The sequence below is a fragment of the Sphingobacterium ginsenosidimutans genome (assembly GCF_039536865.1).
Classification (GTDB): Bacteria; Bacteroidota; Bacteroidia; order Sphingobacteriales; family Sphingobacteriaceae; genus Sphingobacterium; species Sphingobacterium detergens.
Genome location: NZ_BAAAZK010000007.1, coordinates 1,813,450 through 1,836,506, shown reverse-complemented (window position 1 = coordinate 1,836,506; position 23,057 = coordinate 1,813,450). Strand labels below are relative to the sequence as shown.

19 protein-coding genes and 1 tRNA gene are annotated in these 23,057 nt (G+C 40.3%); 11 read left to right on the top strand and 9 right to left on the bottom strand.

Annotated elements, in window-relative coordinates:
- Positions 1 to 32: 32 nt before the first annotated feature.
- Positions 33 to 935, bottom strand: a complete 903-nt coding sequence (locus ABFX33_RS20035) for a flavin reductase family protein (RefSeq protein ID WP_346087768.1) — start codon at positions 933 to 935, stop codon at positions 33 to 35.
- 13 nt (positions 936 to 948) lie between these two features.
- Complete coding sequence (locus tag ABFX33_RS20030) at positions 949 to 1,923, bottom strand: fumarylacetoacetate hydrolase family protein (RefSeq protein ID WP_257091992.1); 975 nt, start codon at positions 1,921 to 1,923, stop codon at positions 949 to 951.
- 313 nt (positions 1,924 to 2,236) lie between these two features.
- Between ABFX33_RS20030 and ABFX33_RS20025 the strand changes: the two genes are divergently transcribed.
- The 8 genes from ABFX33_RS20025 to ABFX33_RS19990 all read left to right on the top strand — a co-directional run bounded on the left by ABFX33_RS20025 (position 2,237) and on the right by ABFX33_RS19990 (position 12,247).
- Positions 2,237 to 3,394, top strand: coding sequence for a homogentisate 1,2-dioxygenase (locus ABFX33_RS20025; protein ID WP_346087766.1), 1,158 nt, complete (start codon positions 2,237 to 2,239; stop codon positions 3,392 to 3,394).
- Positions 3,395 to 3,423: 29 nt separating this feature from the next.
- Positions 3,424 to 4,551: a 4-hydroxyphenylpyruvate dioxygenase gene (gene hppD, locus ABFX33_RS20020; protein WP_120260669.1), complete on the top strand. Its 1,128-nt coding sequence runs from the start codon at positions 3,424 to 3,426 to the stop codon at positions 4,549 to 4,551.
- Positions 4,523 to 5,791 carry a Glu/Leu/Phe/Val dehydrogenase dimerization domain-containing protein gene (locus tag ABFX33_RS20015; RefSeq protein WP_346087764.1) on the top strand — a complete coding sequence of 423 codons (1,269 nt, stop codon included), beginning with the start codon at positions 4,523 to 4,525 and terminating at the stop codon, positions 5,789 to 5,791. Before hppD ends, ABFX33_RS20015 begins: the two co-directional genes overlap by 29 nt.
- 789 nt (positions 5,792 to 6,580) lie before the next feature.
- Positions 6,581 to 7,360, top strand: coding sequence for an N-formylglutamate amidohydrolase (locus tag ABFX33_RS20010; protein WP_257091982.1), 780 nt, complete (start codon positions 6,581 to 6,583; stop codon positions 7,358 to 7,360).
- Positions 7,350 to 9,182, top strand: a complete 1,833-nt coding sequence (locus ABFX33_RS20005) for a peptidase MATCAP family protein (protein WP_346087762.1) — start codon at positions 7,350 to 7,352, stop codon at positions 9,180 to 9,182. Before ABFX33_RS20010 ends, ABFX33_RS20005 begins: the two co-directional genes overlap by 11 nt.
- Before the next feature lie 13 nt (positions 9,183 to 9,195).
- Positions 9,196 to 10,209, top strand: a complete 1,014-nt coding sequence (locus tag ABFX33_RS20000) for an ATP-grasp domain-containing protein (protein ID WP_346087760.1) — start codon at positions 9,196 to 9,198, stop codon at positions 10,207 to 10,209.
- A 244-nt stretch (positions 10,210 to 10,453) separates the two neighbouring features.
- Complete coding sequence (gene lplA, locus ABFX33_RS19995) at positions 10,454 to 11,437, top strand: lipoate--protein ligase (protein ID WP_346087758.1); 984 nt, start codon at positions 10,454 to 10,456, stop codon at positions 11,435 to 11,437.
- 42 nt (positions 11,438 to 11,479) lie between these two features.
- Complete coding sequence (locus ABFX33_RS19990; RefSeq protein ID WP_346087756.1) at positions 11,480 to 12,247, top strand: methyltransferase domain-containing protein; 768 nt, start codon at positions 11,480 to 11,482, stop codon at positions 12,245 to 12,247.
- A 21-nt stretch (positions 12,248 to 12,268) separates the two neighbouring features.
- Here ABFX33_RS19990 and ybaK read toward each other — a convergent pair whose 3' ends face one another.
- Both ybaK and ABFX33_RS19980 read right to left on the bottom strand, forming a co-directional pair.
- Complete coding sequence (gene ybaK, locus ABFX33_RS19985) at positions 12,269 to 12,745, bottom strand: Cys-tRNA(Pro) deacylase (RefSeq protein ID WP_121123917.1); 477 nt, start codon at positions 12,743 to 12,745, stop codon at positions 12,269 to 12,271.
- An 11-nt stretch (positions 12,746 to 12,756) separates the two neighbouring features.
- Positions 12,757 to 14,415, bottom strand: a complete 1,659-nt coding sequence (locus ABFX33_RS19980) for a helix-hairpin-helix domain-containing protein (RefSeq protein ID WP_346087754.1) — start codon at positions 14,413 to 14,415, stop codon at positions 12,757 to 12,759.
- A 259-nt stretch (positions 14,416 to 14,674) separates the two neighbouring features.
- On the opposite strand from ABFX33_RS19980, the gene ABFX33_RS19975 reads away from it, so the two are divergent.
- A complete protein-coding gene (locus ABFX33_RS19975) occupies positions 14,675 to 15,799 on the top strand; it encodes a lipid II:glycine glycyltransferase FemX (protein WP_346087752.1) in 1,125 nt (374 codons plus the stop codon).
- A gap of 3 nt (positions 15,800 to 15,802) precedes the next feature.
- Here the strand turns inward: ABFX33_RS19975 and ABFX33_RS19970 are convergent, their stop codons facing one another.
- Entirely contained in the window at positions 15,803 to 16,996 is a 1,194-nt protein-coding gene (locus tag ABFX33_RS19970) for a BamA/TamA family outer membrane protein (protein ID WP_346087751.1), read from the bottom strand.
- 352 nt (positions 16,997 to 17,348) lie between these two features.
- Here ABFX33_RS19970 and ABFX33_RS19965 point away from each other — a divergent pair, with 352 nt between their 5' ends.
- Positions 17,349 to 17,777, top strand: coding sequence for a nuclear transport factor 2 family protein (locus ABFX33_RS19965; protein WP_120260678.1), 429 nt, complete (start codon positions 17,349 to 17,351; stop codon positions 17,775 to 17,777).
- 97 nt (positions 17,778 to 17,874) lie between these two features.
- On the opposite strand, the gene ABFX33_RS19960 is transcribed toward ABFX33_RS19965, so the two are convergent.
- The 3 genes from ABFX33_RS19960 to ABFX33_RS19950 form a co-directional block, all read right to left on the bottom strand.
- Positions 17,875 to 17,948, bottom strand: a tRNA-Ala gene (locus tag ABFX33_RS19960).
- Between the two features lie 76 nt (positions 17,949 to 18,024).
- On the bottom strand, positions 18,025 to 18,774 hold the full coding sequence (bla, locus tag ABFX33_RS19955) for a BlaB/IND/MUS family subclass B1 metallo-beta-lactamase (RefSeq protein ID WP_346087750.1): 750 nt from the start codon (positions 18,772 to 18,774) through the stop codon (positions 18,025 to 18,027).
- Between the two features lie 66 nt (positions 18,775 to 18,840).
- Entirely contained in the window at positions 18,841 to 19,179 is a 339-nt protein-coding gene (locus ABFX33_RS19950; protein WP_257091966.1) for a cupin domain-containing protein, read from the bottom strand.
- A gap of 224 nt (positions 19,180 to 19,403) precedes the next feature.
- Here ABFX33_RS19950 and ABFX33_RS19945 point away from each other — a divergent pair, with 224 nt between their 5' ends.
- On the top strand, positions 19,404 to 21,317 hold the full coding sequence (locus ABFX33_RS19945; protein WP_346087748.1) for an AAA domain-containing protein: 1,914 nt from the start codon (positions 19,404 to 19,406) through the stop codon (positions 21,315 to 21,317).
- 48 nt (positions 21,318 to 21,365) lie between these two features.
- Here ABFX33_RS19945 and ABFX33_RS19940 read toward each other — a convergent pair whose 3' ends face one another.
- A complete protein-coding gene (locus ABFX33_RS19940; RefSeq protein ID WP_346087746.1) occupies positions 21,366 to 22,889 on the bottom strand; it encodes an acyl-CoA dehydrogenase family protein in 1,524 nt (507 codons plus the stop codon).
- Between the last annotated feature and the right edge of the window lie 168 nt (positions 22,890 to 23,057).

Sequence of the window (23,057 nt, the reverse complement as noted above, 5' to 3'; positions counted from 1 at the left end):
TTGTCTATCTGTAGTATTGTGGATCGAAGTTCTTATAGGCTCAATAGTACCTGCCATGCTTTGTCTAATTGCTCGGTATCCAACAATTGCGCCGCGTATTCATGTACTTTTTTTGTCATTTGTGCTGAATCTTGCTGAAAGTTCAGTCGGAGATAGTTTAAATATTTATCCTCCTGGGAGGCCTGCTCTAAAACCGGCAAGGATTCTACATTGGCCAGTAACCCGAGATGGTTTCCAGTAAGTACTTTGGAAAGGCGAATACCTTCGGGCAGCTGATCTACGCCAATACCCAGACTGCGGAGTGGTTTAGGAACAATAAAGAGGTTTTTATTGGTTACACGGCAGTACCAGTCACCGCCGAGACGGGCGACCAGATCTAGTTCCTCTTGTTTTATCGTATTGTTTTTGTGTAAGAGTTCTTTGTGTACATGCATATAGAGTATTTCTGCAATAACGAGATTTCCTGCGCCGGGTTCGTCGCTCAGGGCGATCACTTCTCTCACACGACATTCCAGTTGAACCGGAGATTCCGCTACCCGCGGTGGGCGAACGTGTAAGGATGGGATCGGTGTAAATCCAGATTTGTCAAATTCATTTACCTCCTTGCCGTACTCAGTACTGGCCAGTGACTGTTGCTGTACCATCGCATAGTTTACGATATTGATGACGACCTCATTGACTTCCTGAATATTGTCCAGTGTATGCTTGGTACTGCCATCACGCATACGACGCAAGGGCGAGAACACGCATATTGGTGGTTGGTGTGACATCAGATTGAAGTAGCTGAAAGGACTCAGGTTGACATTGCCCGCTGTATCGATTGTACTCGCAAAACAAATGGGACGAGGTGCAATAGCATATTTGATTAAATTATCAATGATGGCTTTATCAGCCGAGGACTCAAAAGTAACTGTATCGAAAGAAGAAGAATTCATTTTTTGTATAGATTTATTGGTGGTATAATACAACGGAATTGGAAAGCTTGCCCAAGCCTGTTACTTCCAGCTCGATCTGGTCGCCTACCTGCAACCATTGATCCTGATAAGCAGGATTCTCCATGCGTCCAGTGCCGTTGAGTTCTAAAAAACATCCTGTTCCAACTGTTCCGGAACCGATCACATCTCCCGGAAAGAGACGTACACCATAGGAGACGCGTTCGATAATTTCGGCAAATGTCCAGTGCATCGTAGCAAAATTACCGGAAGAAACCTGTTGACCATTCACGCGACATGACATGTCGAGATTGTATCTGTCACCAATATGATCTCCTGAAGAATTAATTTTATAAGGTTCCAATTCGTCTTTGGTGACTAGCCATGGGCCAATTGCTGTAGCAAAATCCTTTCCTTTGGCTGGGCCCAAGCTTAATTTCATCTCGTCCATCTGGAGTTTTCGAGCGCTAAAATCATTCATGATCATGTATCCGGCAATATATTTATCAGCCTCTGAGGCAGGGATATTTATACCTGTTTTATTGATTACGATGGCTACCTCAAGTTCAAAATCCAGTTGCTCAAGATGCAGTGGCATACATTGTATCGGGCCTGGGCCTTGTATGGCCTGATGATTGGAGAAGTAAAAAACAGGAAATTCATCGAATTCCGGAATCATATCCAGTCCGCGGTTTCTTCTTGAGGTCGCTACGTGCTGCCGAAAAGCATAGGCATCACGCACTGATGTCGGATGCGGTATTGGTGCAACAAGCTGAATATCTTGCAATAACTGGTGAGGTCTGGATATCCGTCCCTCCAGCAATGCACTGTGATAATACTTTAAATCATTTATGGCTTCATCTCCACGGATCAAAAAATCAGCCATATCGGTCGGAAGGGAAGGAGCTATCTCCGAGCAGTTGTATACCCGGTCATTGATTATAATACCTAATTCATGTTGGCCATTTTTCGTGCACGTAACAATTCTCATATCGGAATATTCTATTGGTTATTCAATCTTTGAATGCGACACAAATATATCGTATAAGTTTTGAAAAAAATATTTCTTCCCTTGAAAATAGAAAAATATTCTTACCTTTATTATAACATTATAAACTAGTAAAAATGATCAATCGTGGAATACATCGCTTTGCGTCATCCATGCCCTATATTGCTTTTAATAGAGCAATTATAGCTGATATCGTTTTCGCCCAATACTAATCCCCTCGAATTTTTTGCCAATCGATGCTATTGGCAACGTTGATATTCATTTATTTTTTATAACCGTTTTAAATCGTAGAATTATGCCATTTTATGTTAAACAAGGGCAAATTCCAGCACAGCGACATACTGTTTTTAGAAAGCCCGATCATACGCTCTATGCTGAAGAATTGGTTTCTACCCATGGCTTTTCCAGTCTTTATTCGCTCGTGTATCATTGCCACCCGCCTACGTTGGTCAAGCAGATCCGTGAACCTTATGATGTTACTCCAAAGATTGCCCGTGAAAAACATCTTAAACATACCAGTTTAAAAGGATTTCAGGTTCAGGCCAAAGATGATTACCTAGAAAGCCGTACACCTGTTCTGGTCAACCAGGACCTACACATTTCACTGGCTGCTCCCCGTCAGTCCATGACGGATTATTTTTATAAAAATAGTCAGGCTGATGAGATTATTTTCGTGCACCAGGGAACAGGGAAACTCAAGACGGGCTACGGAAGTATTCCTTTTCAGTATGGTGATTATCTGGTTGTGCCCAGGGGTACAATTTACCAGATGGAATTTGATCAGACAGACAACCGATTGTTTATTGTTGAGTCGTTTTCGCCGGTACGTACGCCAAAGCGGTATCGTAATGAATTTGGCCAGCTGATGGAGCATGCTCCCTTTTTTGAGCGGGATATCCGTGTACCACAGGATCTGGAAACTTTTGACCAGCTTGGTGATTTTGAGGTGAAAATCAAGAAACAGGGATTGATTTATCCTTACATCTATGGAAGCCACCCTTTTGATTTTATTGGTTGGGATGGCTATCATTTCCCTTGGGCATTTTCCATTCATGACTTTATGCCAATTACCGGAAAATTGCATCAGCCACCACCTGTTCATCAGACTTTTGAGACTGATACCTTTGTGTTGTGCAGTTTTTGTCCACGTCTGTATGACTATCATCCAAAAGCCGTACCCGCACCTTATAACCACAGCAATGTAGACTCGGATGAAGTGCTATATTATGTGGATGGTGATTTTATGAGTCGGAAATCGGTTGAAAGAGGACAGATTACATTACACCCGGGCGGTATCCCGCATGGACCACATCCCGGTACGGTCGAAAAAAGTATTGGACAAGTTAAAACCGAGGAACTGGCGGTCATGATCGACCCTTTCCGTCCCCTGATGTTGACCGAAGAGGCGCTAAAAATTGAAGATCCCGATTACTTTAAATCCTGGATGAGTTAAATTAAATACGAATAACCTTTATATAAATTATGGCAAATACATTTGCAGAGAAGATTGCCCAAGCGCAAGATTTTCTACCTATTAATGGAACCGATTACATTGAATTTTATGTGGGGAATGCGAAGCAGGCCGCGCATTATTACAAAACTGCCTTTGGTTTTCAGTCGGAGGCTTATGCAGGGCCAGAGACCGGTATTAGAGACCGTGCATCTTATGTCTTAAAGCAAGATAAAATACGGCTGGTCCTGACCACAGCCCTTAAATCAGACCATCCTATCGCTGAGCATGTCAAAAAACATGGCGATGGCGTCAAAATATTGGCTTTATGGGTTGATGATGCCCGCAAATCATTTGAGGAAACAACCAAAAGGGGAGCAAAAGTCTATCAGGAACCGCAACTTCTCAAAGATGAACAAGGGGAAGTCTGGACTGCAGGGATATACACTTATGGAGAAACGGTGCACCTTTTTGTGGAGCGAAAGAACTACAATGGTTTATTTATGCCCGGATATGAAAAATGGGAAAGCGACTATAACCCAGCAGAGACCGGTTTGCTCTATGTCGATCATTGCGTAGGCAATGTAGGCTGGAATAAAATGAATGAAACAGTTCAATGGTATCAGGATGTGATGGGCTTTGTCAACATCCTGTCCTTTGATGATAAGCAGATCAATACCGAATATTCGGCATTGATGAGTAAGGTGATGAGTAATGGCAATGGCTATGTAAAATTTCCGATCAACGAACCTGCTGAGGGAAAAAAGAAATCTCAAATTGAGGAATATCTTGAATTTTATGAGGGCGAAGGTGTGCAGCATGCGGCATTGGCAACGAAGGATATTGTACGTACGGTGCGTGAACTTAAATCCAGAGGGGTTGAATTTCTAGGAGCTCCTCCAGAAGCATATTATGACATGCTACCGGAAAGGGTTGGAGCAATAGATGAGGAAATCCGGATTATCCAAGAACTGGGTATTTTGGTGGATCGTGACGAAGAGGGGTATCTCCTTCAGATTTTTACCAAACCTGTAGAAGATAGACCAACTTTATTCTATGAGATTATTCAGCGAAAAGGCGCGCAGAGTTTTGGCGCCGGCAATTTTAAGGCACTTTTTGAAGCAATCGAACGTGAACAGGAACGCAGAGGTAATCTATAAGGATATGTTGGGTATGAAAGAATTATTGCGTGCATTTGAGCACCGGAGTCCGGAAATCGTATTTGAGTGGAAAGATAGTGAAACTGATGCAAAAGGATGGATTGTTATCAATTCGTTGCGGGGCGGTGCAGCGGGCGGAGGCACACGGATGCGTGCAGGCTTGGATCGGCATGAAGTAGAGTCCCTTGCCAAAACAATGGAAGTAAAGTTTACAGTTTCAGGCCCCGCTATCGGTGGTGCCAAATCTGGTATCGACTTTGATCCACATGATCCACGCAAAAATGAGGTTTTAGACCGTTGGTTTAAGGTGGTGACACCGTTATTAAAAAATTACTATGGGACAGGAGGGGATCTTAATATCGATGAAATCCATGATGTCATTCCATTGACCGAAGAATATGGTCTATGGCATCCACAGGAAGGTATCTTGAATGGACATTTTAAGGTAAATGAGAGCAACCGTATCCACCAAATAGGACAGTTGCGCTATGGAGTGTCCAAAGTATTGGAAGATAATACCTACAGTCCGGATTTAAAGCGTAAATATAAGGTTGCAGACATGATAACAGGCTATGGAGTTTCTGAATCTATCCGCCATTATTATCAACTTTTTGGAAGTGACTGTATAGGAAAACGTGCAGTGATCCAAGGCTGGGGAAATGTTGCCGCCGCCGCGGCTTTCTACCTCTCTAAGCTGGGTGTGAAAATTGTCGGAATTATCGACCGGGCTGGTGGTTTAATCAATCGGGAAGGTTTCAGCGAAGCGGAAATTACACAATTATTCCTGGATCGCAAGGGAAATGAGCTTAATTCACCGGATTTGATGTCTTTTGAGCAGATTCAGAAAGAAATATGGGGATTGAAGACCGATATTTTTGTTCCAGCAGCAGCATCACGTTTGGTTTCAAAAGATCAGATCCAGCAGCTCCTTGAAAATGGGCTTGAAGTCATTGCTTCTGGTGCAAATGTCCCTTTTGCTGATCAGGAAATATTCTATGGACCAGTGATGGAGTTTGCTGATCAGCATGTTGCGGTGATCCCTGATTTTATTGCTAATTGTGGTATGGCAAGGGTATTTGCTTATTTAATGCAGCGAAATATAGAAATGAGTGATGATGCGATCTTCTCTGATGTTTCAAAGGTGATTTTTGAAGCTTTGAAAAAAATAAGAGATTCTTCCGCAGACCGTACACAGATCTCTTCGAGAGCGTATGAAATCGCATTGAAACAATTGGTCTGATTCTTTTACAAGAGTCGTTAAACGAAAAACACTTGAAGCGGGGAACTTCAAGTGTTTTAACTAACCAATTATTAACCTAAATTTATGAATGCTTAAAACAGTGCAATACCTGTGCCAAAACTTATTTACCTAAGATGAATAAATTGTCATTTTTTTGTTAACTTATAATTTCGCTTCTATTTTGGATAAACACCTGATTTTGCAGATTTCCAAAACTGATTCTCGAATGAATCGTCGTAGGTGGCGGATGTGTTAAAGTATGCGGATACACCAAGGGTTATTACTGTTGATTTTTTTTGTAAACTATTGATAAACAGAAACTCCTGAAGCGGGGAGCAACAGGAGTTTTCCTAACCAATTATTAACCTAAATTTATGAAAAGTACAGGTATAACGTGATCTGGACATAAAATGTTTCAACTATTTTTACTTTTTTGCATTTTTTAACATTTTTTAGTATTTCTATATTGATTTTCAGTAAAATATTCTAGTATTAACATTCTTTTCGTATTAGAAAATAAAAAACCTGTTAGCGGGGACTAACAGGTTTTTTATAAACTAACTAATTATTAACCTAAATTTATGAAACTAGTAAATAACTTTCAATAAGAATGCCAGGGCATAAATCAATCAGTCAGTTTAACGATTTTTAACGCTTTCTATGGCCAGCAGGTCTGTATTCCATTGTACCAAGGCTGTCGTATTTTATTTTTCAAACCTTTTATCGCTTGTAAATGTTTACTTAAGCAGAGTGAGCAAATAATCAGTGAAACTGTTTAATATAAAGTACATGTCCTTATCCTATCTTTATCAATTCGAAAATTATAGAAGCCCTTTTTGGGCTTTTGCTATCCACGATGGTCATCATATCGATGCGGATTTAGAATCGTATTTACATATTGCTCCCGAAGATCGTTTACGTGAGGAGGATCCATATACAGCAATTTTGGCAGAATTGCCCTTTAATCGATTTGTTTGTGGCACATCGAGGTTCCAACTGGATTTAAATCGGAGTAAGGATGGAGCGATTTATCTGACTCCCGAACAGTCCTGGGGAATTCAGGTCTGGAGGTCAGCGTTGCCGCAACAAATAAAAGATCAATTATACGAATCTTATGACATGTTGTACCGGAAGATAACGCAGCAGATTCAAAACACCATTGACCGCTATGGTTATTTTGTTGTTTATGATATTCATAGCTATAATGCGCTCCGAGATGGGCCGACGGCTATGATTGACAAAGTAAACAATCCACAGATTAATATTGGAACAGCAAACAATCACAGCAAATGGCGGGAATTGACCAGCTCATTGATGGATGTGCTTCGTACGGGTAAAGATGGGCAGGTCTATGACGTGCGTGAGAATGTTAAATTTAAGGGTGGCTTTTTGTCATCTTATTTAAATGAGCAATTTGGCGATAAGGGTTGTGTGTTTTCTATTGAGTTTCGCAAGGACTTTATGAATGAATGGACCGGAGAGGTCTACCCTCAAAAGTTACAGGAATATAAGCAACTTTTAATGCAAACCACTGACACCCTCGAATCCTATTTTGCCTATGAAAGATAATGCGAAGCAGTTAGCGGCTATCCTAAAAAAAATCAAAAATAAGGAGGTTTTTCATACGCAGATACCACCAAAAAATAAAATGGTATTCAATCAGGTTGTGCCTTATTTATTTTTGTATCGACAGTTTTTTAGTCCGGATCCGATGCTGGCGGAACTGGTAAAATCCGAACCTGCGTATTTTAGAGTTAAGGACCCAGAAATGAATGTATCGGACTGGATCGCACCGATACTTAACCAGTTCGTCGAAGAATTTGGTGCATGTCTAATTATTGAAGCTTGGACGGCAAGCCCGGGGCAGCAAGAAGATATTCAGATCCATATTGCCCGGAAAAATGTACAATCCATTGCACAATATCTTGGAAAGCAATTGGAAACGGAGGAATCTATTGCAAAAGTCGAAATTGTGACCGACACGAAAACCAATGCGACACAGAGTCTCTCTCCAGCGAGTATACAATTGGATAAACTAAATAGTAATATCTTGTATATGGGATTAGAAATCAAACCGAAGTATCTGCTGGGGGCCAACCAACAAATACTTCCCATTGATCTTCGCCATTTTCGTGAGGCTATATCCCGAAGTTTATCCAAAACATTTTTTGAATTTATTCGCATACATACCCTGTCAAAGCCAACATCATTTAAAATTAGTCATCCCAAAAAGATGCTTCCTTTGGCTTGGGAAATCGATCAAAAATTGGCCCGTGAAAGCCAGCGGTTTGATTTTCTATTGTTGGTAACACCGACAAATTCCTATGACGCCTGGCTGCAGTTCAAAAAGGGAAACTATCGCAGGGTTCCTGTTTTTCATTATAGACCCATGCCGATTGATCCCGATATTATTAAACGTAACCTCTATAATCTACATATTGAAGACCTTTATGACCCTTCCATAGCTTATTTGTTTCGGGATAAACGCAAAGAGCTCGATCAGATGATGAGCATGCTGAGCGAAAGGGGGAAAGAGGGATTTTTACTGGGCAGCATGCAAGTGTTTGGTACCGTCAACGAAAAGCTGTTGGAAAAAGCGCAGGCCATATTAACAATTACAGCGACTGACAGGGAGCATCAAACAAAGGAAGAGGATGTCGTCTATGCAGAAGAGTTTGCGAAACTAGCACAGGAAGAACTGGATTATTTAAAAAGCCAAGATCCTAATTTTGGTACGACTGTACGGCTTCGGGATGATATCTATGGAGTGATGGTGAATCAAGGGGTGCTAAATATCAGTAAACAATATAGTCTGCCCCGACATCGGGTACAGGCATTGATCCAACACGAAGTTGGGACTCATATTGTCACCTACTATAATGGCAAGCAACAGCCCTTCAGTCTTTTTAGATTGGGAGTTCCAGGATATGAGAAGCTTCAGGAGGGATTGGCCGTACTCGCCGAATACTTGGTTGGAGGCTTGACAAATAATCGATTACGCATATTAGCCGGTAGGGTGGTGGCGGTATATCACATGCAACAGGGAAATACTTTTTTAGACACATTCGCGCTGTTGGTGGACAAATATCAGTTTCTGCCAGAGACGGCTTTTCAGATGACCATGCGTGTTTTTAGAAGCGGAGGGCTCACAAAAGATGCGTTGTATCTCAGTGGTTTGATCGAATTGATAAATTATATAAAAAGTGGTCGGGATCTCACCTTGCTGACTATGGGCAAGATCAGGGAAGATTATATCCCGATAGTCGAAGAATTAATGCTTAAGGGGATTCTGAATGCTCCTGTTTTGACACCCAAATACTTGACCTCACCCTATAAAGATGCATTAACCAATCTCAAGAAAAGTAAAGGAATATTTCAGATGATACAATAATCAGCGACACTATATGAAGATAGCATTTGTTATTAATCAGACCCATAAAGAAACTGAACGTTTCACGACAACCCTGCTCGCATTGAAAGCACATCAGCTAGGGCATGCAATTTATTACATCGGACTGGCCGATTTTTATTATGAATCTGCCCATATTGCCGCTCATGTTCGTGAGGTGCTTCCTACACAACAGATTACCTCTGCAAAGCAGTTGATGGAGGTATTGAGAGCTACAGCAAAGACAAAAATGGAATTGGAGAAGATGGATGTGATCTGGCTTAGATTCGATCCTGTTTTGGATATGGTGAATCGGCCCTGGGCAGCTTCATCTGCGCTGCAGTTCGCCTCTTTATTAAAAGAAAAAGGTGTACAGGTCATTAACGATCCCGATAGTTTGGGCCGGGCAAGTAACAAATTGTATCTCGAGGGTTTTGACGAGTCTATCCGACCCAAAACAATTGTAACCAGAAATTATGCTGATGTTGTTGAGTTTTTTGAGCAACAAAATAAATTGATTATTTTAAAACCTTTAAAGGGGTCTGGTGGGAAGAATGTGTTTTTGATCAATAAAGATAATCAACAGAATTTAAAGCAAACGGTCGAGGCGATTGCCAGGGATGGCTATGTGATTGGACAGGAGTATCTGCCAGAAGCAGCTGCTGGGGATATCCGTTTTTTTCTGTTGAATGGTGAACCCGTCTCCATCAATGGAAAATATGCTGCTGTTCACCGTGTGCAGCAGGGGAATGAGATCCGGAGCAACGTGCACCAAGGGGCAAAAACCCAAGCCGCGATAATCTCGCCGGAGCTGCTACTTATGGTTGATAAAATCAAAGACAAATTGATACAGGATGGAATGTATTTTGTCGGTTTGGATATTGTGGGCGATCGTATTATGGAGATAAATGTTTTTAGTCCGGGAGCTTTATGCCAAACAGAAGAGATTGTGAAAGAAGATTTTTCCGCATTGATTATCAAAAACCTTGAAGAAAAAATAAGATCTGCTAGAAATTCATCGGGTGTATAGTAAGGCGGTTATATGTAATTGATTTTATAATAAGGGGCCAAAGATCAATAATCGCGTGGGCTGTCTAAAAACATACCTGATCCCGAGAACTAAGTTGTTTTTTGGCGTCATTTGAAATCTTTTAGCGGCAATTAGGATTGTTGTAATAGGAAGCTGACAAAACGCGGGATTGATGGAAATTATGAGTTTGAGATGAATCAAGGCATTTAAATTCTTGTTAATTTTAAGAAAATATAAAAATACGATGTTTATTATTGATTCACCTTCCCATGATGCTTATTTCAATATTGCTTCTGAGGAATACCTGCTCACGAAATATCCGGAAGAACCCATTTTCTTATTGTACATGAATGATCCGTCAATTATTATCGGCAAATTTCAGAATACTTTGGCCGAAATTAACCTTGATTACGTGAATGATAATAAGATTAAGGTTGTTAGGAGAATGTCTGGTGGTGGTGCCGTATATCATGATTTAGGAAATCTCAATTTTTCCTTTCACACCTTATTGGGAAATCTTGATTTTATGGATTTTTCGACTTTCACGCAACCTATTGTTTCTGTTTTGAACAAATTGAATATTCCGGCAAAACTGGAAGGAAGGAATGACCTGCTGGTGGATGGAAAGAAGTTTAGTGGAAATGCTAAGCTCGCAAAAAATGGTAAAATGGTTCAGCATGGTACTATTTTAATTGATTCACAGATGCAGATATTGAGCGATGCATTGAAGGTAAACCCGCTTAAATTTGTCGATAAAGCTGTTAAGTCCAACCGTGCGAGGGTAACAAATCTGATCGGTTATCTACCTCAGGGTTTTACAACGGTAAAATTTAAGGAACTATTGATCGCAGAAATGCAGCGAGAAAATCCTGATGCGGAGATCGTTCATTTCTCTGCAACTGATATCCAGCATATCGAACATCTTGTGAAGGAAAAATATGAAACCTGGGACTGGAATTTCGGTTTCTCTCCGAATTATAATTTTAAAAAGGCAATCAAGATCCCCGCCGGTTTTATCGAATTACATTTAGATGTACATAGAGGTTCTATTGAGCATGCTAAGATTTTCGGGGATTTTTTTGCTTCTGAATCTATTCATGAACTGGAGCAACTATTGATTGGAAAAAAACATCAGTTGGAAGAAATCAGAGCGCTGTTGGAAGCCATAGATCTAACTTCGTATTTTGGAAAAGTTGATGTAGTTGAAATTTTGGAGCTATTTAAATAATAGCTATTGTATTATCCCATTGGGACTTAAATAAAAAATATTATGCCTTGGAATCCAGATATCTATAATAAGTTTAAAGACATCCGTTTCAAACCTTTTTTTGATCTATCCGAACTAATAGCTTCGGAAACAACGATGAAAGCGGTAGATCTCGGATGTGGAACCGGAGAGCAAACCGCTATTTTAAGCGATAAATTTCCACAGGCTACATTCCTTGGAATAGATGCATCTCCAGAAATGTTATCGATGAGCCGTAAGCTTGAACATGAACACCTAAAATTTGAAAATAGTAGTGTTGAAAAATTTCTGGAGACAGCGGGTTCCTGGGATTTGATATTCAGTAATGCGGCATTGCAATGGCTGGATGGTCACCAACTGCTTTTTCCGCATCTCATTTCCAAATTGAGTAGTGGTGGGCAATTGGCCGTTCAGATGCCTTACCAGCCGGAAAATGTCTTAAATAAACTGCTATCTGAGCTGGCTGGTGAAGAACCTTACCGCAGCTATTTGGATGGTTGGAATAGGGCTTCATCGGTGCTAAGTATAGATGACTATGCACAGATTTTGTTTCATTCGGGCTTGGAGGAATTGGATCTCTCGCTTCGTATATACCCAATTATAGCTGCCGAAGCGGAAGTACTTTATGACTTTATTTCCGGATCGGCATTGATCCCTTATATTGAGCGACTGGACGAAGATAAACGATCTGTTTTTATTGAGGCTTTTAAGGCACGTATTAAACAGCATTTTTCCAGATTTCCTGCGATATATCCATTTAAACGTATTTTATTGTATGGGCGAAAGAGCTGAAATCGAGCGAGAATGTTCGTGTTAAATGCTGATCAAATCGGACCAGATCGCTTTGGTCAGCGTTGCTAAATCGTTGGGATTTAATATCATTTGAAGGCCTCGTTTTCCTGCGCTGACAGAAATTTCCGTTTCCAATTGAGCTGCTTCCTCGATAAATGTTGGAAATAGTTTTTTCATGCCAATAGGTGAGCAGCCCCCACGGATATAGCCTGTTACAGCTAACAGATCCTTCATGGGGAGCATTTCACAATTTTTATTACCTGATGCTTTAGCGATCTTTTTTAAGTCAAGTTGGGCATTTCCGGGAATTACAGCAACAATGTAAGGATCTATATTTCCTTTCAATACTAAAGTCTTATAAAGTGTTTCAGGTAATAGACCTAAGGACAAGGCAACATGCTCCGCGCTGACATCATGATCATCCACCTCGTATTCTCTTAATTCATAGTTTACTTTTGCCGTATCCAACAAGCGGACTGCATTGGTTTTATGCGACATGATAAGCTTTTTTAAGATTTACGATTGGAAAAATAGTTTGTAATCTCTGTCAAGGAGTATGTATTCAGACAATTTTTTGCTTCCAGACCACCTTTTTGTGCAACAAAAATACCATACTGCATGTCCAACAGCCCTTCGGTGCGATGCGCATCAGGGTTAATGGACAACAATACGCCCTTTTCCACAGCATAACGATGCCATCTCCAATCTAAATCTAGCCTTAAAGGATTTGCATTAATTTCGATGACAACCCTATTCGCGGCGCAGGCATCAATTATTTTTTTAAAGTCAAGTGGATAGCCCGATCTGCTTAATAAAAGGCGGCCTGTTGGATGTCCCAAAATTGTTGTATATGGGTTTTCAATTGCTTTAATCAATCTAGCAGTTGCTTTTTCCGCATCCATTTTTAAGTTGGAGTGGACAGAGGCGACAACAAAGTCAAATTGTGCTAATATTTCATCAGGGTAGTCCAGTGATCCGTCGCTTAGGATATCGGATTCTATTCCTTTAAAGATTTTAAAAGGGGCTAGTTTTTCATTTAAGCTGGCAATTTCTTTCCATTGCTCTTCCAATCTTTCGATGGAAAGACCATTTGCATAAACTGCCGTTCTGGAGTGATCACATATTCCGAGATATTCGAGACCTAATGCATCTTTACAATGAAGAGCCATTTGCTCCAAGGTATGAACGCCATCACTATAAGTTGAGTGGTTGTGCAGTGTCCCTTTGAGATCCTTAAATTGGATTAATTGAGGTAAAGTATGGTTCTGTGCGCGTTCAATTTCGTCGAGACCCTCGCGCAATTCAGGTTCAATATAATCAAGCCTTAAGTTACGATAGATAGCCTCTTCACTGGAAAGTGAAGGTAAGTCAGGAAGAATATTGAATAAAAGATCCAAGTGTGCGGTCGATCCTGTGCTGAGAATAAGGTCCCGATAAAAATCATTGATATTCGTACTGAAAACCTTGAATGTAAAACCTAATTCATCGGTAATTTCCAGTGAATTCTCTGTTTTCTCCACCAATGTATAATCACCTAGGAATTTCTCCACCGCTTCTATACTTTCGGAAATGAGTAGGTCCACTGTGCTTAACACTTCGCATTTTCTTCTAAAGTCTCCGGTAAAGGATAGAAGAGACGAGGGGAAATGTGTTTTTAAAATAGCATAAAATCTATCAGCCTGGGACAATACTTTGGCGTATAGGAACCATCCCTGATTGGATATTGAAAATTCGATGGATTTCTTTATTTCTTCCTGCGTTTTTAAGCCAAATCCTTTGGCTTCAACTAGACGGTTTTCATTGCAGGCATACAGTAGTTCGCCTACACTTTCAATACCAAGGTCTTGCCAGATAATCTGAACCTTTTTAGGGCCCAGGCCCTTTATGTTTAACATTTCAACAACTCCTGATGGCGTATTCGCCAATAGGTCCTGGAGTTCCTTAAACGTTCCGGTTTGTGCGACCTCTTTCGCTTTCTCGGCGGTACTTTTTCCTATGCCCGGCTGTGCGCTCAATTCTTCAAGCGAAGCGTCATCAATGCGAAAGGGCAATTTGTCCAATTTAAAAGATGCACTAGCCATGGCCTTTGTTCGGAATGGATTTTCGTTGTGAAGTTCCATTAATTGGCTACACAATTTAAAAATTTTAGAGATCGCTTTATTGTCCATCGTTGTCGGTGAGTTGTTAGGCTACAAATATCCTAAATTTTGAACCAAAATACCAACCAAGTCGATAATAAAATGCCGTTAAATAATGTGAAAAAGCTGATTTTGGCCAAAATCATGTGCTGTTTTTTAAAATTAACAACAAAGTGACAAATGACGACTCACTTAATCGGTCATTTTGGCTAAGTTTGCCGTTTTTGGATGTTGAAATCGATAAGGTTTATCGTGTTTTTTGAAAATATTCGACAACAATAGGAATGTTATGATAGCAGATATAAATGACAAAGAAGTAAGTGGTCTCTACAAGACAGGCATTATTCAACAGACAGCCTATTGGTCTGCTGTGAAAAAGATGCAAGGGATAGAATCGAAGGCTTTTAATTTCAAATCGAAACACTCTGATCTTTATATCGGAGTGGAAGACGATACCTATTTTGTGGGGGATCTATTGATTATTATTCAGGCGGTAGATCATGAGCATAGCATCGCGTATGTACCATATGGTCCTGAAATAGAGCCATCGGAAGAAAATCAAGGGGCGTTTTTAGAACAGCTTTCGGAGAGTTTACGTGCTTATTTGCCGCCCAATTGCATTATGATACGCTATGATCTCTCCTGGGAATCCCATTGGGCAAAAGAAGATGACTGTTATGACCTCTATGGCAATTGGCTAGGTGTCCCTGAAAAACGTATTCAGGAAATGCGCTTTAATTTTAATACGGAAAACTGGAATTTTCATAAAGCGAATACAGATATTCTTCCTTCTAATACCATTTTTATGAACCTTAGAAAAGAGGAGGATCTCCTCTTGGCCAATATGAAATCAAAGACGCGTTATAATATTCATTTGGCTGAAAGGAAAGGCGTAAAGGTTCATTCTCTCGGCTTAGAGAGCCTGGAGATCTGGTATGAGTTATATCGTCAGACTGCGCTTCGGAATAATTTTTTCTTGCACGATATCAACTATTTCAAGATTGTACTATCTGCCAAGGCAAATGATACGTTGTCTCCAGCAGATGTTTATTTATTGGTTGCAGCGATAGACAATCAACCTCTGGCTGCAATGTTTCTGGTGATTGCTGCAAATCGGGGAACCTATCTCTATGGTGCCTCCGCTTCCGAAAATCGCAATTATATGGCGACTTATGCCTTGCAATGGCGTGCCATGCAGGTTGCAAAGGAAAAAGGCTGTACGGAATATGATTTCTTTGGTGTATCACCTCAGGCTGATCCATCCCATCCATTATACGGACTTTATAGATTTAAAACTGGTTTTGGGGGTGAGATCTATCACCGAATGGGCTGTTGGGATTATCCGTTGGATAACGAGAAGTATCGATATTATGCCTCCATGGAATTTAAAAATCAAAGTTATCATTTGAGTTAAGTATTAAAATACTTCACCCAGGGTCAATCTTACTCCACGGTGATTGGTGCTAACACCATAATCTATGCCGATGTTGGTGCCCGAGTTTTTGTTAAATTTAATTCTGGCGCCGGCACCGGTACCGATGTTCCAATCTGCAAACATGCTATTTTTGGGGCCGTTCACCGTGGTGAAATTTATAAAAGCCACAAAGCCGAATAAACCATCGCTGCTGATGTCGCGGCGGTATTCTGTTTCCAGATAATATAACGATTTGCCACGGAACCGACTTACTGGGAACCCTCTTCCGGAACTGTTGTAAGGGTCCCAACCCAAATTAGGTAAATCAAGGTACGGTGCTTTGCTATTGAAAACAGTCCAGAAAAAGCTACGCACAGCAATCATATTCTGCTTATTCGGATCCTGGGTCAAGCGATGGTATCTCCTGATTTCGAGGAATAAGGACTTCCAATTCTGATCACTTCCCATGAAAACCGGGTTAAGGCGGAACTGTAGATTGGCATAATTGCCGGACCAGGTATTAATAGAATTCGCACGTGTATCATAAATGAGATTGACACTAAGTCCCGAAGAAACAGTATGATCTTTTAAATCCGTGCCATAGGGGTAGGAGGTGTACTCGTCAAGTGGGATCGCACTCGTGGATTTGATATTCATACGGTAATCCAGATCATAGCCAATGCCCATAAACAACCCGCCGTGGATTCTTTTCAACGCATGTTGATATAGTCTAAAATAAGTATAATCCAAATTGATCTGTTGATCACCGTGATGCTCTTTGCCTATTCCCCAAGTCTCATGTGGGTATTTTAATAACCTGATATCACCATCGATAACCCAAGTATTATCTTTTAACCAGACATAAGAGCGGATGGGGAGGCCGAATCGCTTTCCAAAATTGGTATATGGCGTGAAAGTAACCTTAGACATATAGGTGCTATTTCGCTCACCAAGATAAAACCCCGCTGTGGTACTCGTAATTAAAGCGTGCCCTCCTCCAGGGACATTTGTCGAAAATGGCAGAAATGAAAAGTAAAACTTTTTGCCGGTACTATCGACAGATTGCGGAGGCTTGATTTTGAGAATCTCCTTTCCGATATCGATCAGATCCCTTTGTTTACTCGTATCTGCAATATGCTCGGTGATTTCTATTTCATTGACGGGGCGCTGTGCATAGAGCTCAGATCGAAATATCACCAATGAAAATGTTAAAGTAGCAAGCTGATATAAAAAAAGATGCCGTCTGTTGTAGTGTGTCATGAACGCCTGCAATCTAAGAGGAATTGTACAGAATTACAATATTGTAAAGAAGATTTTATCTATTCTGTCGCGTTTTGTCTATAGATAGAATAAATCAAAATTTCATTCACCTAGAAAAAAATAGCGTTTACCGATTTTAATGTAATGTTAATCTAAATGTAATAGAATCAACACATCAGTTGTCTTAAATTTGAATCAGAAAATAAATAAGAAAAAAGTGCAACAAATTTAGATTGTCTCCGACAATAGGATAAGAAAATATACTAATACATTATAAAATAGAAAAGATATGAAAACTTTAGTAAAAACATTTGTAGCGGCAGCAATGATAGCGATTTCTACTTGCTCAATGGCTTCGGTTAAACCAGAAGAACGTAATTTAATTACAGCTGATTTAGCGATTGATGAATATGTTGGCGCGATGACCGAAGGTCAGGTAGCGAATTTAGATAAGCTATTCACTTCTGATTTTAACCAGAAAATCTGTGGTAAACAGGATTTAAATCACAGTCGTTCGGAGATGATCGAGTTCTTGAAAAAACAAAAAGGAATAAAAATGAACTGCAAAACAACAACGCAGATCGTTGAAGAATTACCAGATTACGCTATTGCGAAAGTAACCATGCAATTTGATGGTTTCTCTAAGACCGATTTGATCACACTTGTGAAGGAAAATGGTGCATGGAAAGTTTCTAAATCAGTTAATTCTTACAAATAGGAATTACTGCCACAAATTGAAATGATGTTTCGGGAAAACTGATCAATGTATAAAAACAACAAAGAGGCTACTTGTGAAAAGTAGCCTCTTTTGTTTGTGGAGCATATCAGGATCGAACTGATCACCTCTTCACTGCCAGCGAAGCGCTCTAGCCAGATGAGCTAATGCCCCTTGTTTTTTCTGTCGCTAAGATAGTACCTTTTTTCTAAAAACAAAATTGCTTTTTTATTTTTTTAAATATTATTATTTATTGCTTCTCAGTAAGTAGTTCCTCAGTACGTTTTATCTGCTGATTGTCCTTCCATGCGTCATGTCCAGGAATAACCATTTTTATCTGTGGATACTTCGCTAACAATCTTGCCAATGCAGGCTTCCAGGCTTTGACATCACCATCACCGACAAAGCCCAGGTTTTTGGCTTCCGAACTTTTGATAAAGCAACCCCCATCCAGAATTTGATAGTCTGGAAACCAGACAACGACATTATCCAAAGAATGTCCTGCTCCAAAAAAGTTCAAAACGAAGGACTGACCACCCACATTATAGGTCTTGTTGATTTTAACGAGATGTGTAGCTTGGGCTTTATGATTTGCCTTAAGCAGATCGTTGGTCATTTTTGTCGCATAGGTTGGAATTCCCATACGATTATAATATGCAAAGCCTCCCGCGCGATCCTCGTGCCAATGTGTGGCATATACCGCAATGACAGGTAGCTGATGCTTTTGTTTGATACTGTCCAAAAGCGGTTGATATTGTGTCGAGTCCCAAGGCGTATCAAATAGAATAACACCTTTCTTGGTGATTAGATAGACCGCATTAGCGGCATATTTGGTACCCTCAAAGGTATTGTAAGTCGTGTAAAGATATAGCTGTGAATTGATCTTTTCAATGGATAATGGTTTTTCCTGTGCACGCAAAGATGGCAATACACAGCCAGAAAGACCGAGAAGTAACGTGGCTACTTTGGCGGAGAAGAGCGAAATAGTATTTTTGAACATAAGTAAATAAACGATTGTTCGGAATGAATATTGTTGTGATGGACCAGTAAAATTCCTTTTTTTTGGCTACAACGATGTAATGAAATCTTCTCGATGCGGTGTGAAAGAATCTATCAACTCGCCTTCTTCAAGACATTCACAGCCGTGGATTAAATTTGGGTAAATGATACAGGAATCACCTACAGTTAAAATTTGATCTGCGCCATCAATGTGGTAGCTGAACTTTCCGGCGCTGACATAAGATATTTGTGTATGTGGGTGTTGATGTAGGGCACCGATTGCACCTTTTTGAAAACGTACTTTCATTAACATCAATTCATCGTTATAAACTAATATTTTACGTTGTACACCATCGCCGAGATCCGTCCAGCTCTGCGCATTATCGTGTAGGAATATTTCGCTCATTTTAATCGCTTTTATTTTGAAAAATTAACCAACAAATCTTTATCACCAATGATAGGAAATAATTATGACTTTTGTAGCTCAGCTTGAGAAGTTCTTGATAAGTGTACTGCGTTGATGAGAGAATACCCCGATTTTCTTAAGAAAAATAGAAGAACATGGATGACTGAAAGGTAAAGTATTGAAAAAACTGTTACTTTGTGTCTGATCAAAGTGAATGTACTAATATGAATTATTTCGACGAACTTATTACGCTATTACACGAAGAACAGCAATATGATAAGATGCAGCATGAAGCATTATTATTGAAAAGCAGTTTAAATGAAAGAAGAATGCAGGGGGTGACCTGGTTTCCTGTTCAGATCACGGATAGCGAACTGGGGCGGGGAGATTATCTGTCAGTTAGTTTAAAAAAAACAAATCACCTCGATGTAGATCATCGATTTCGTTTTGGGATGCCTGTTTCTCTATTTTCAAACCACGACCCAAATGTGGACAGAATAGACGGCATTATATCTTCGGTTAATAAGGAAAGTATGCGGATTTCATTTCGTGTAGATGAGCTGCCGGATTGGAGTAGAAGGGGGAAACTTGGTGTGGACTTATTATTTGATGAACACTCATACCGTGAAATGGCGAATGCATTGCGACAGGCAAAGGAGCTTGCGACTGATCCACGACAAGGCAAATTGATCAGAAAGCTTATTGGTGGAGAACAATTATATACTGGAGAAAAAGATAAATTTTTTGAACATCCAGATCTCAATGTCAGCCAAAATAGCGCTGTTCAACAGGTCTTAGCTACAACAGATATCGCACTTGTACATGGCCCTCCGGGGACTGGGAAAACGACAACATTAATCAAGGCAATAGCTGCTTTGTCAAAGAGCAATAACAAGCAAATATTGGTCGTGGCTCCGAGTAATACTGCGGTTGACTTATTGACTGAGCGTTTAGATGCGGCAGGAATATCTGTCACTCGGATAGGTAATCCGGTTAAAGTATCTGAACATCTACAGGAGTTAACCCTTGATAGCAGAATAGACCGTCATAGCGCGAATAAGGATATAAAGTCCTTGCAAAAGCAAGTTCGGACCTATACGGATATGGCCCAAAAATATAAACGCAATTTTGGCAAGGCCGAGCGCGAACAAAGGAAAGCATTGTTCGACGAAGCTTACAGAATTCGAAAAGATGTTGATAAGATTCAGGATTTTATCGTAGCGGATATTCTCGATCGCTCTCAGGTAATAACCGCGACGCTCGTAGGGGCAAATCAAGATGTTATACGAAACCGAAGATATGAGACGGTTGTTATTGACGAGGCTGCTCAGGCACTGGAGCCTGCCTGCTGGATTCCGATATTAAAGGCAGACAAATTGGTGTTGGCCGGGGATCATTGCCAACTCTCACCAACAGTGAAATCAAATAAAGGTATGGACAATAAGCTTAGCTATACGCTGTTTGAAAAACTCATCAATCTTTATCCCCAAGCGGTTTCGCTGCTCGATATCCAATATCGAATGAACGAACAGATCATGAATTATCCGTCCTTAGCTTTGTATGGAGGTCTCTTGAAAGCTGATTGTTCAGTTGCGCATTGGACAATAGCGAACGATTCGGAACCGATTGTTTATATTGATACGGCTGGGGCAGGTTTTGAGGAAACTGAAAGTGATGGTGCGATCTATAATCTTGGGGAGGCCAGTTTTCTGAGATCTCATTTAAAGGCAGCCATCGCAACTTGGGTAGAGTCTTCTCCAAGCGAACAATGGCCAAGTATTGGGATAATAGCACCTTACCGGAAGCAAGTGTCTGTATTAAAGGAAATGTTGGAGCAGGATGAAGAATTACGGCCGTATGCTGCTATTATTAAAGTACAGACCATTGATAGTTTTCAGGGGCAAGAGAAAGATATTATTTATATCAGTTTGACGCGTAGTAATAACGAACAACAGATTGGGTTTTTATCCGATGTGAGACGGATGAATGTCGCCATGACAAGGGCCAAAAAGAAGTTGGTCGTTATTGGCGATAGTGCCACGATAGGGGTTCATTCGTTCTACCAGAAATTTATTGATTACGCAGAAAATCTTGGCCACTACCATAGTGTTTGGGAATGGGATATTGCGGAGATGTAATAGAAAAAGGGACTGCGATGAAATTCCTTTCGCAGTCCCTCTCAATTTTTATAAAGAGGTGAAATTCATCCAATCAGCCTTTTCGTCATAATGTATAAGCGGTTCGGCATTATTGTTATTGGAGAGTTGACCGACCAACATGTACAGATCCATACTAACATGCTGACGGGCAATTTCTGTCATTTTATCATTAAAACCAGCGTTATTGATTTGCAGGACATATTGGAAGCAAACAACACGTGCAATTATTTTCCCTAAAGTGACCATCTCGCGCTGTTTAGGTTGAAGCGGGAAGTCGAAATTCAAAATAGAAGAGAAAAATGGAGCCGCAAGTTCGGTTGCCGGATTTATTTTCAGGAACGAAAGCAGATTGCTTTCTTTGCTTTTGCGCATCAGTTTAGCAATTGCTTCCGCTACTTGCGAATAGAGCATCTCGTTCGATCCTTCAAAAATTTGGAAAGGTCTACTATCTACTAAACCACGACCAGCAACATGATCCAATCTATAACCGTTTGCTCCAGATAATTGTACACAGATCTGTGCAGATTCGTGCATCAGGTCTGTCACGAGTGCCTTGACACTATTGGCATCCACACTGTGGCCAGAAAGATCATTTTGAATTGAACTGATCGAGCTACTGTATGCACACATCGCTGAACATATCGTAAAAGCAGCCTGCAAACGAGATAATTGAAACTTAACAGAATCTAGTTCGTTCAACGGAATTCCACTAACACGTCTTTCCGTGCAATGCTTCATGGCTTCATCCAGCATACGTTTTATGAACCCCATTCCCATGCCAGGAAACTGAAGTCTGCTCCGGTGTAAAGTATCCAACATCAGTTTTATACCAGTGCTTTCTGGTGTTAACCTATTGTCGACGGGTACTTCGATGTTTATTTTATTGATACCATAAGGAATAGCATATAATCCTAAGCTATTGTATTTTTTTGTTACTTCAATCTTTTGTTCTTCGATGGAATTGTCGGTAACAAAGAAATCTATATCACGTACAAGTTCACCATTCTCATTTTTCTTTCGGGCAGTAACGAGCCAAAAGTCAGCAGCACCTGTTAAACCTTGCCAATGTTTTTCTCCGTTAATACGGTATTTATCTCCATCTTGTTGGTAGGAGGTACGCATATTGAGGGCATCACTACCATAGGCTTGCTCGGTAATCATCAGCCCACCCATGGCTTTATTTTCTAGAAATTGATGGAAAACTTTTTCCTGAAGTAAGGTATTGCCGTATTTAGCAAAAGGCTCCAAGAATAAAGCGATATTGATCCCGAAGATCAAAGACAGTGAAAGTGATTCATAAGACGCCGCCGCAAGCACTCCTAAACATTCTTTTACATGTAGGCCACGGCCTCCGTGATGCTCCGGAATAGCAACAGACAATGGTCTCATTGCCATGATTTCGCTTAAAAACTGAGGGGGTAAACCACGTGTTAAACTCAGGTTATTATAGTCGTATTCGGTATGGAATAAGTTTGATAATCTTTCTTTAAAGTTTCCGATAAATAAATCGAAATTTTGGGCTTTGTTCGTGTGATCTAAAACGTTAGACATCGCTATATTAATTAAATGATGAAACATTTGCAATAGTAGATGTATACGATAAAGCCTCAAAAGATAGCTGTGAATTTTGCTTACATCCTAATCGCTATACAAAAATAATCCATATCGTTGTGATTGGTCTGTCCACTTCAGTATAAAAGATAGGACAAATCGTGCATA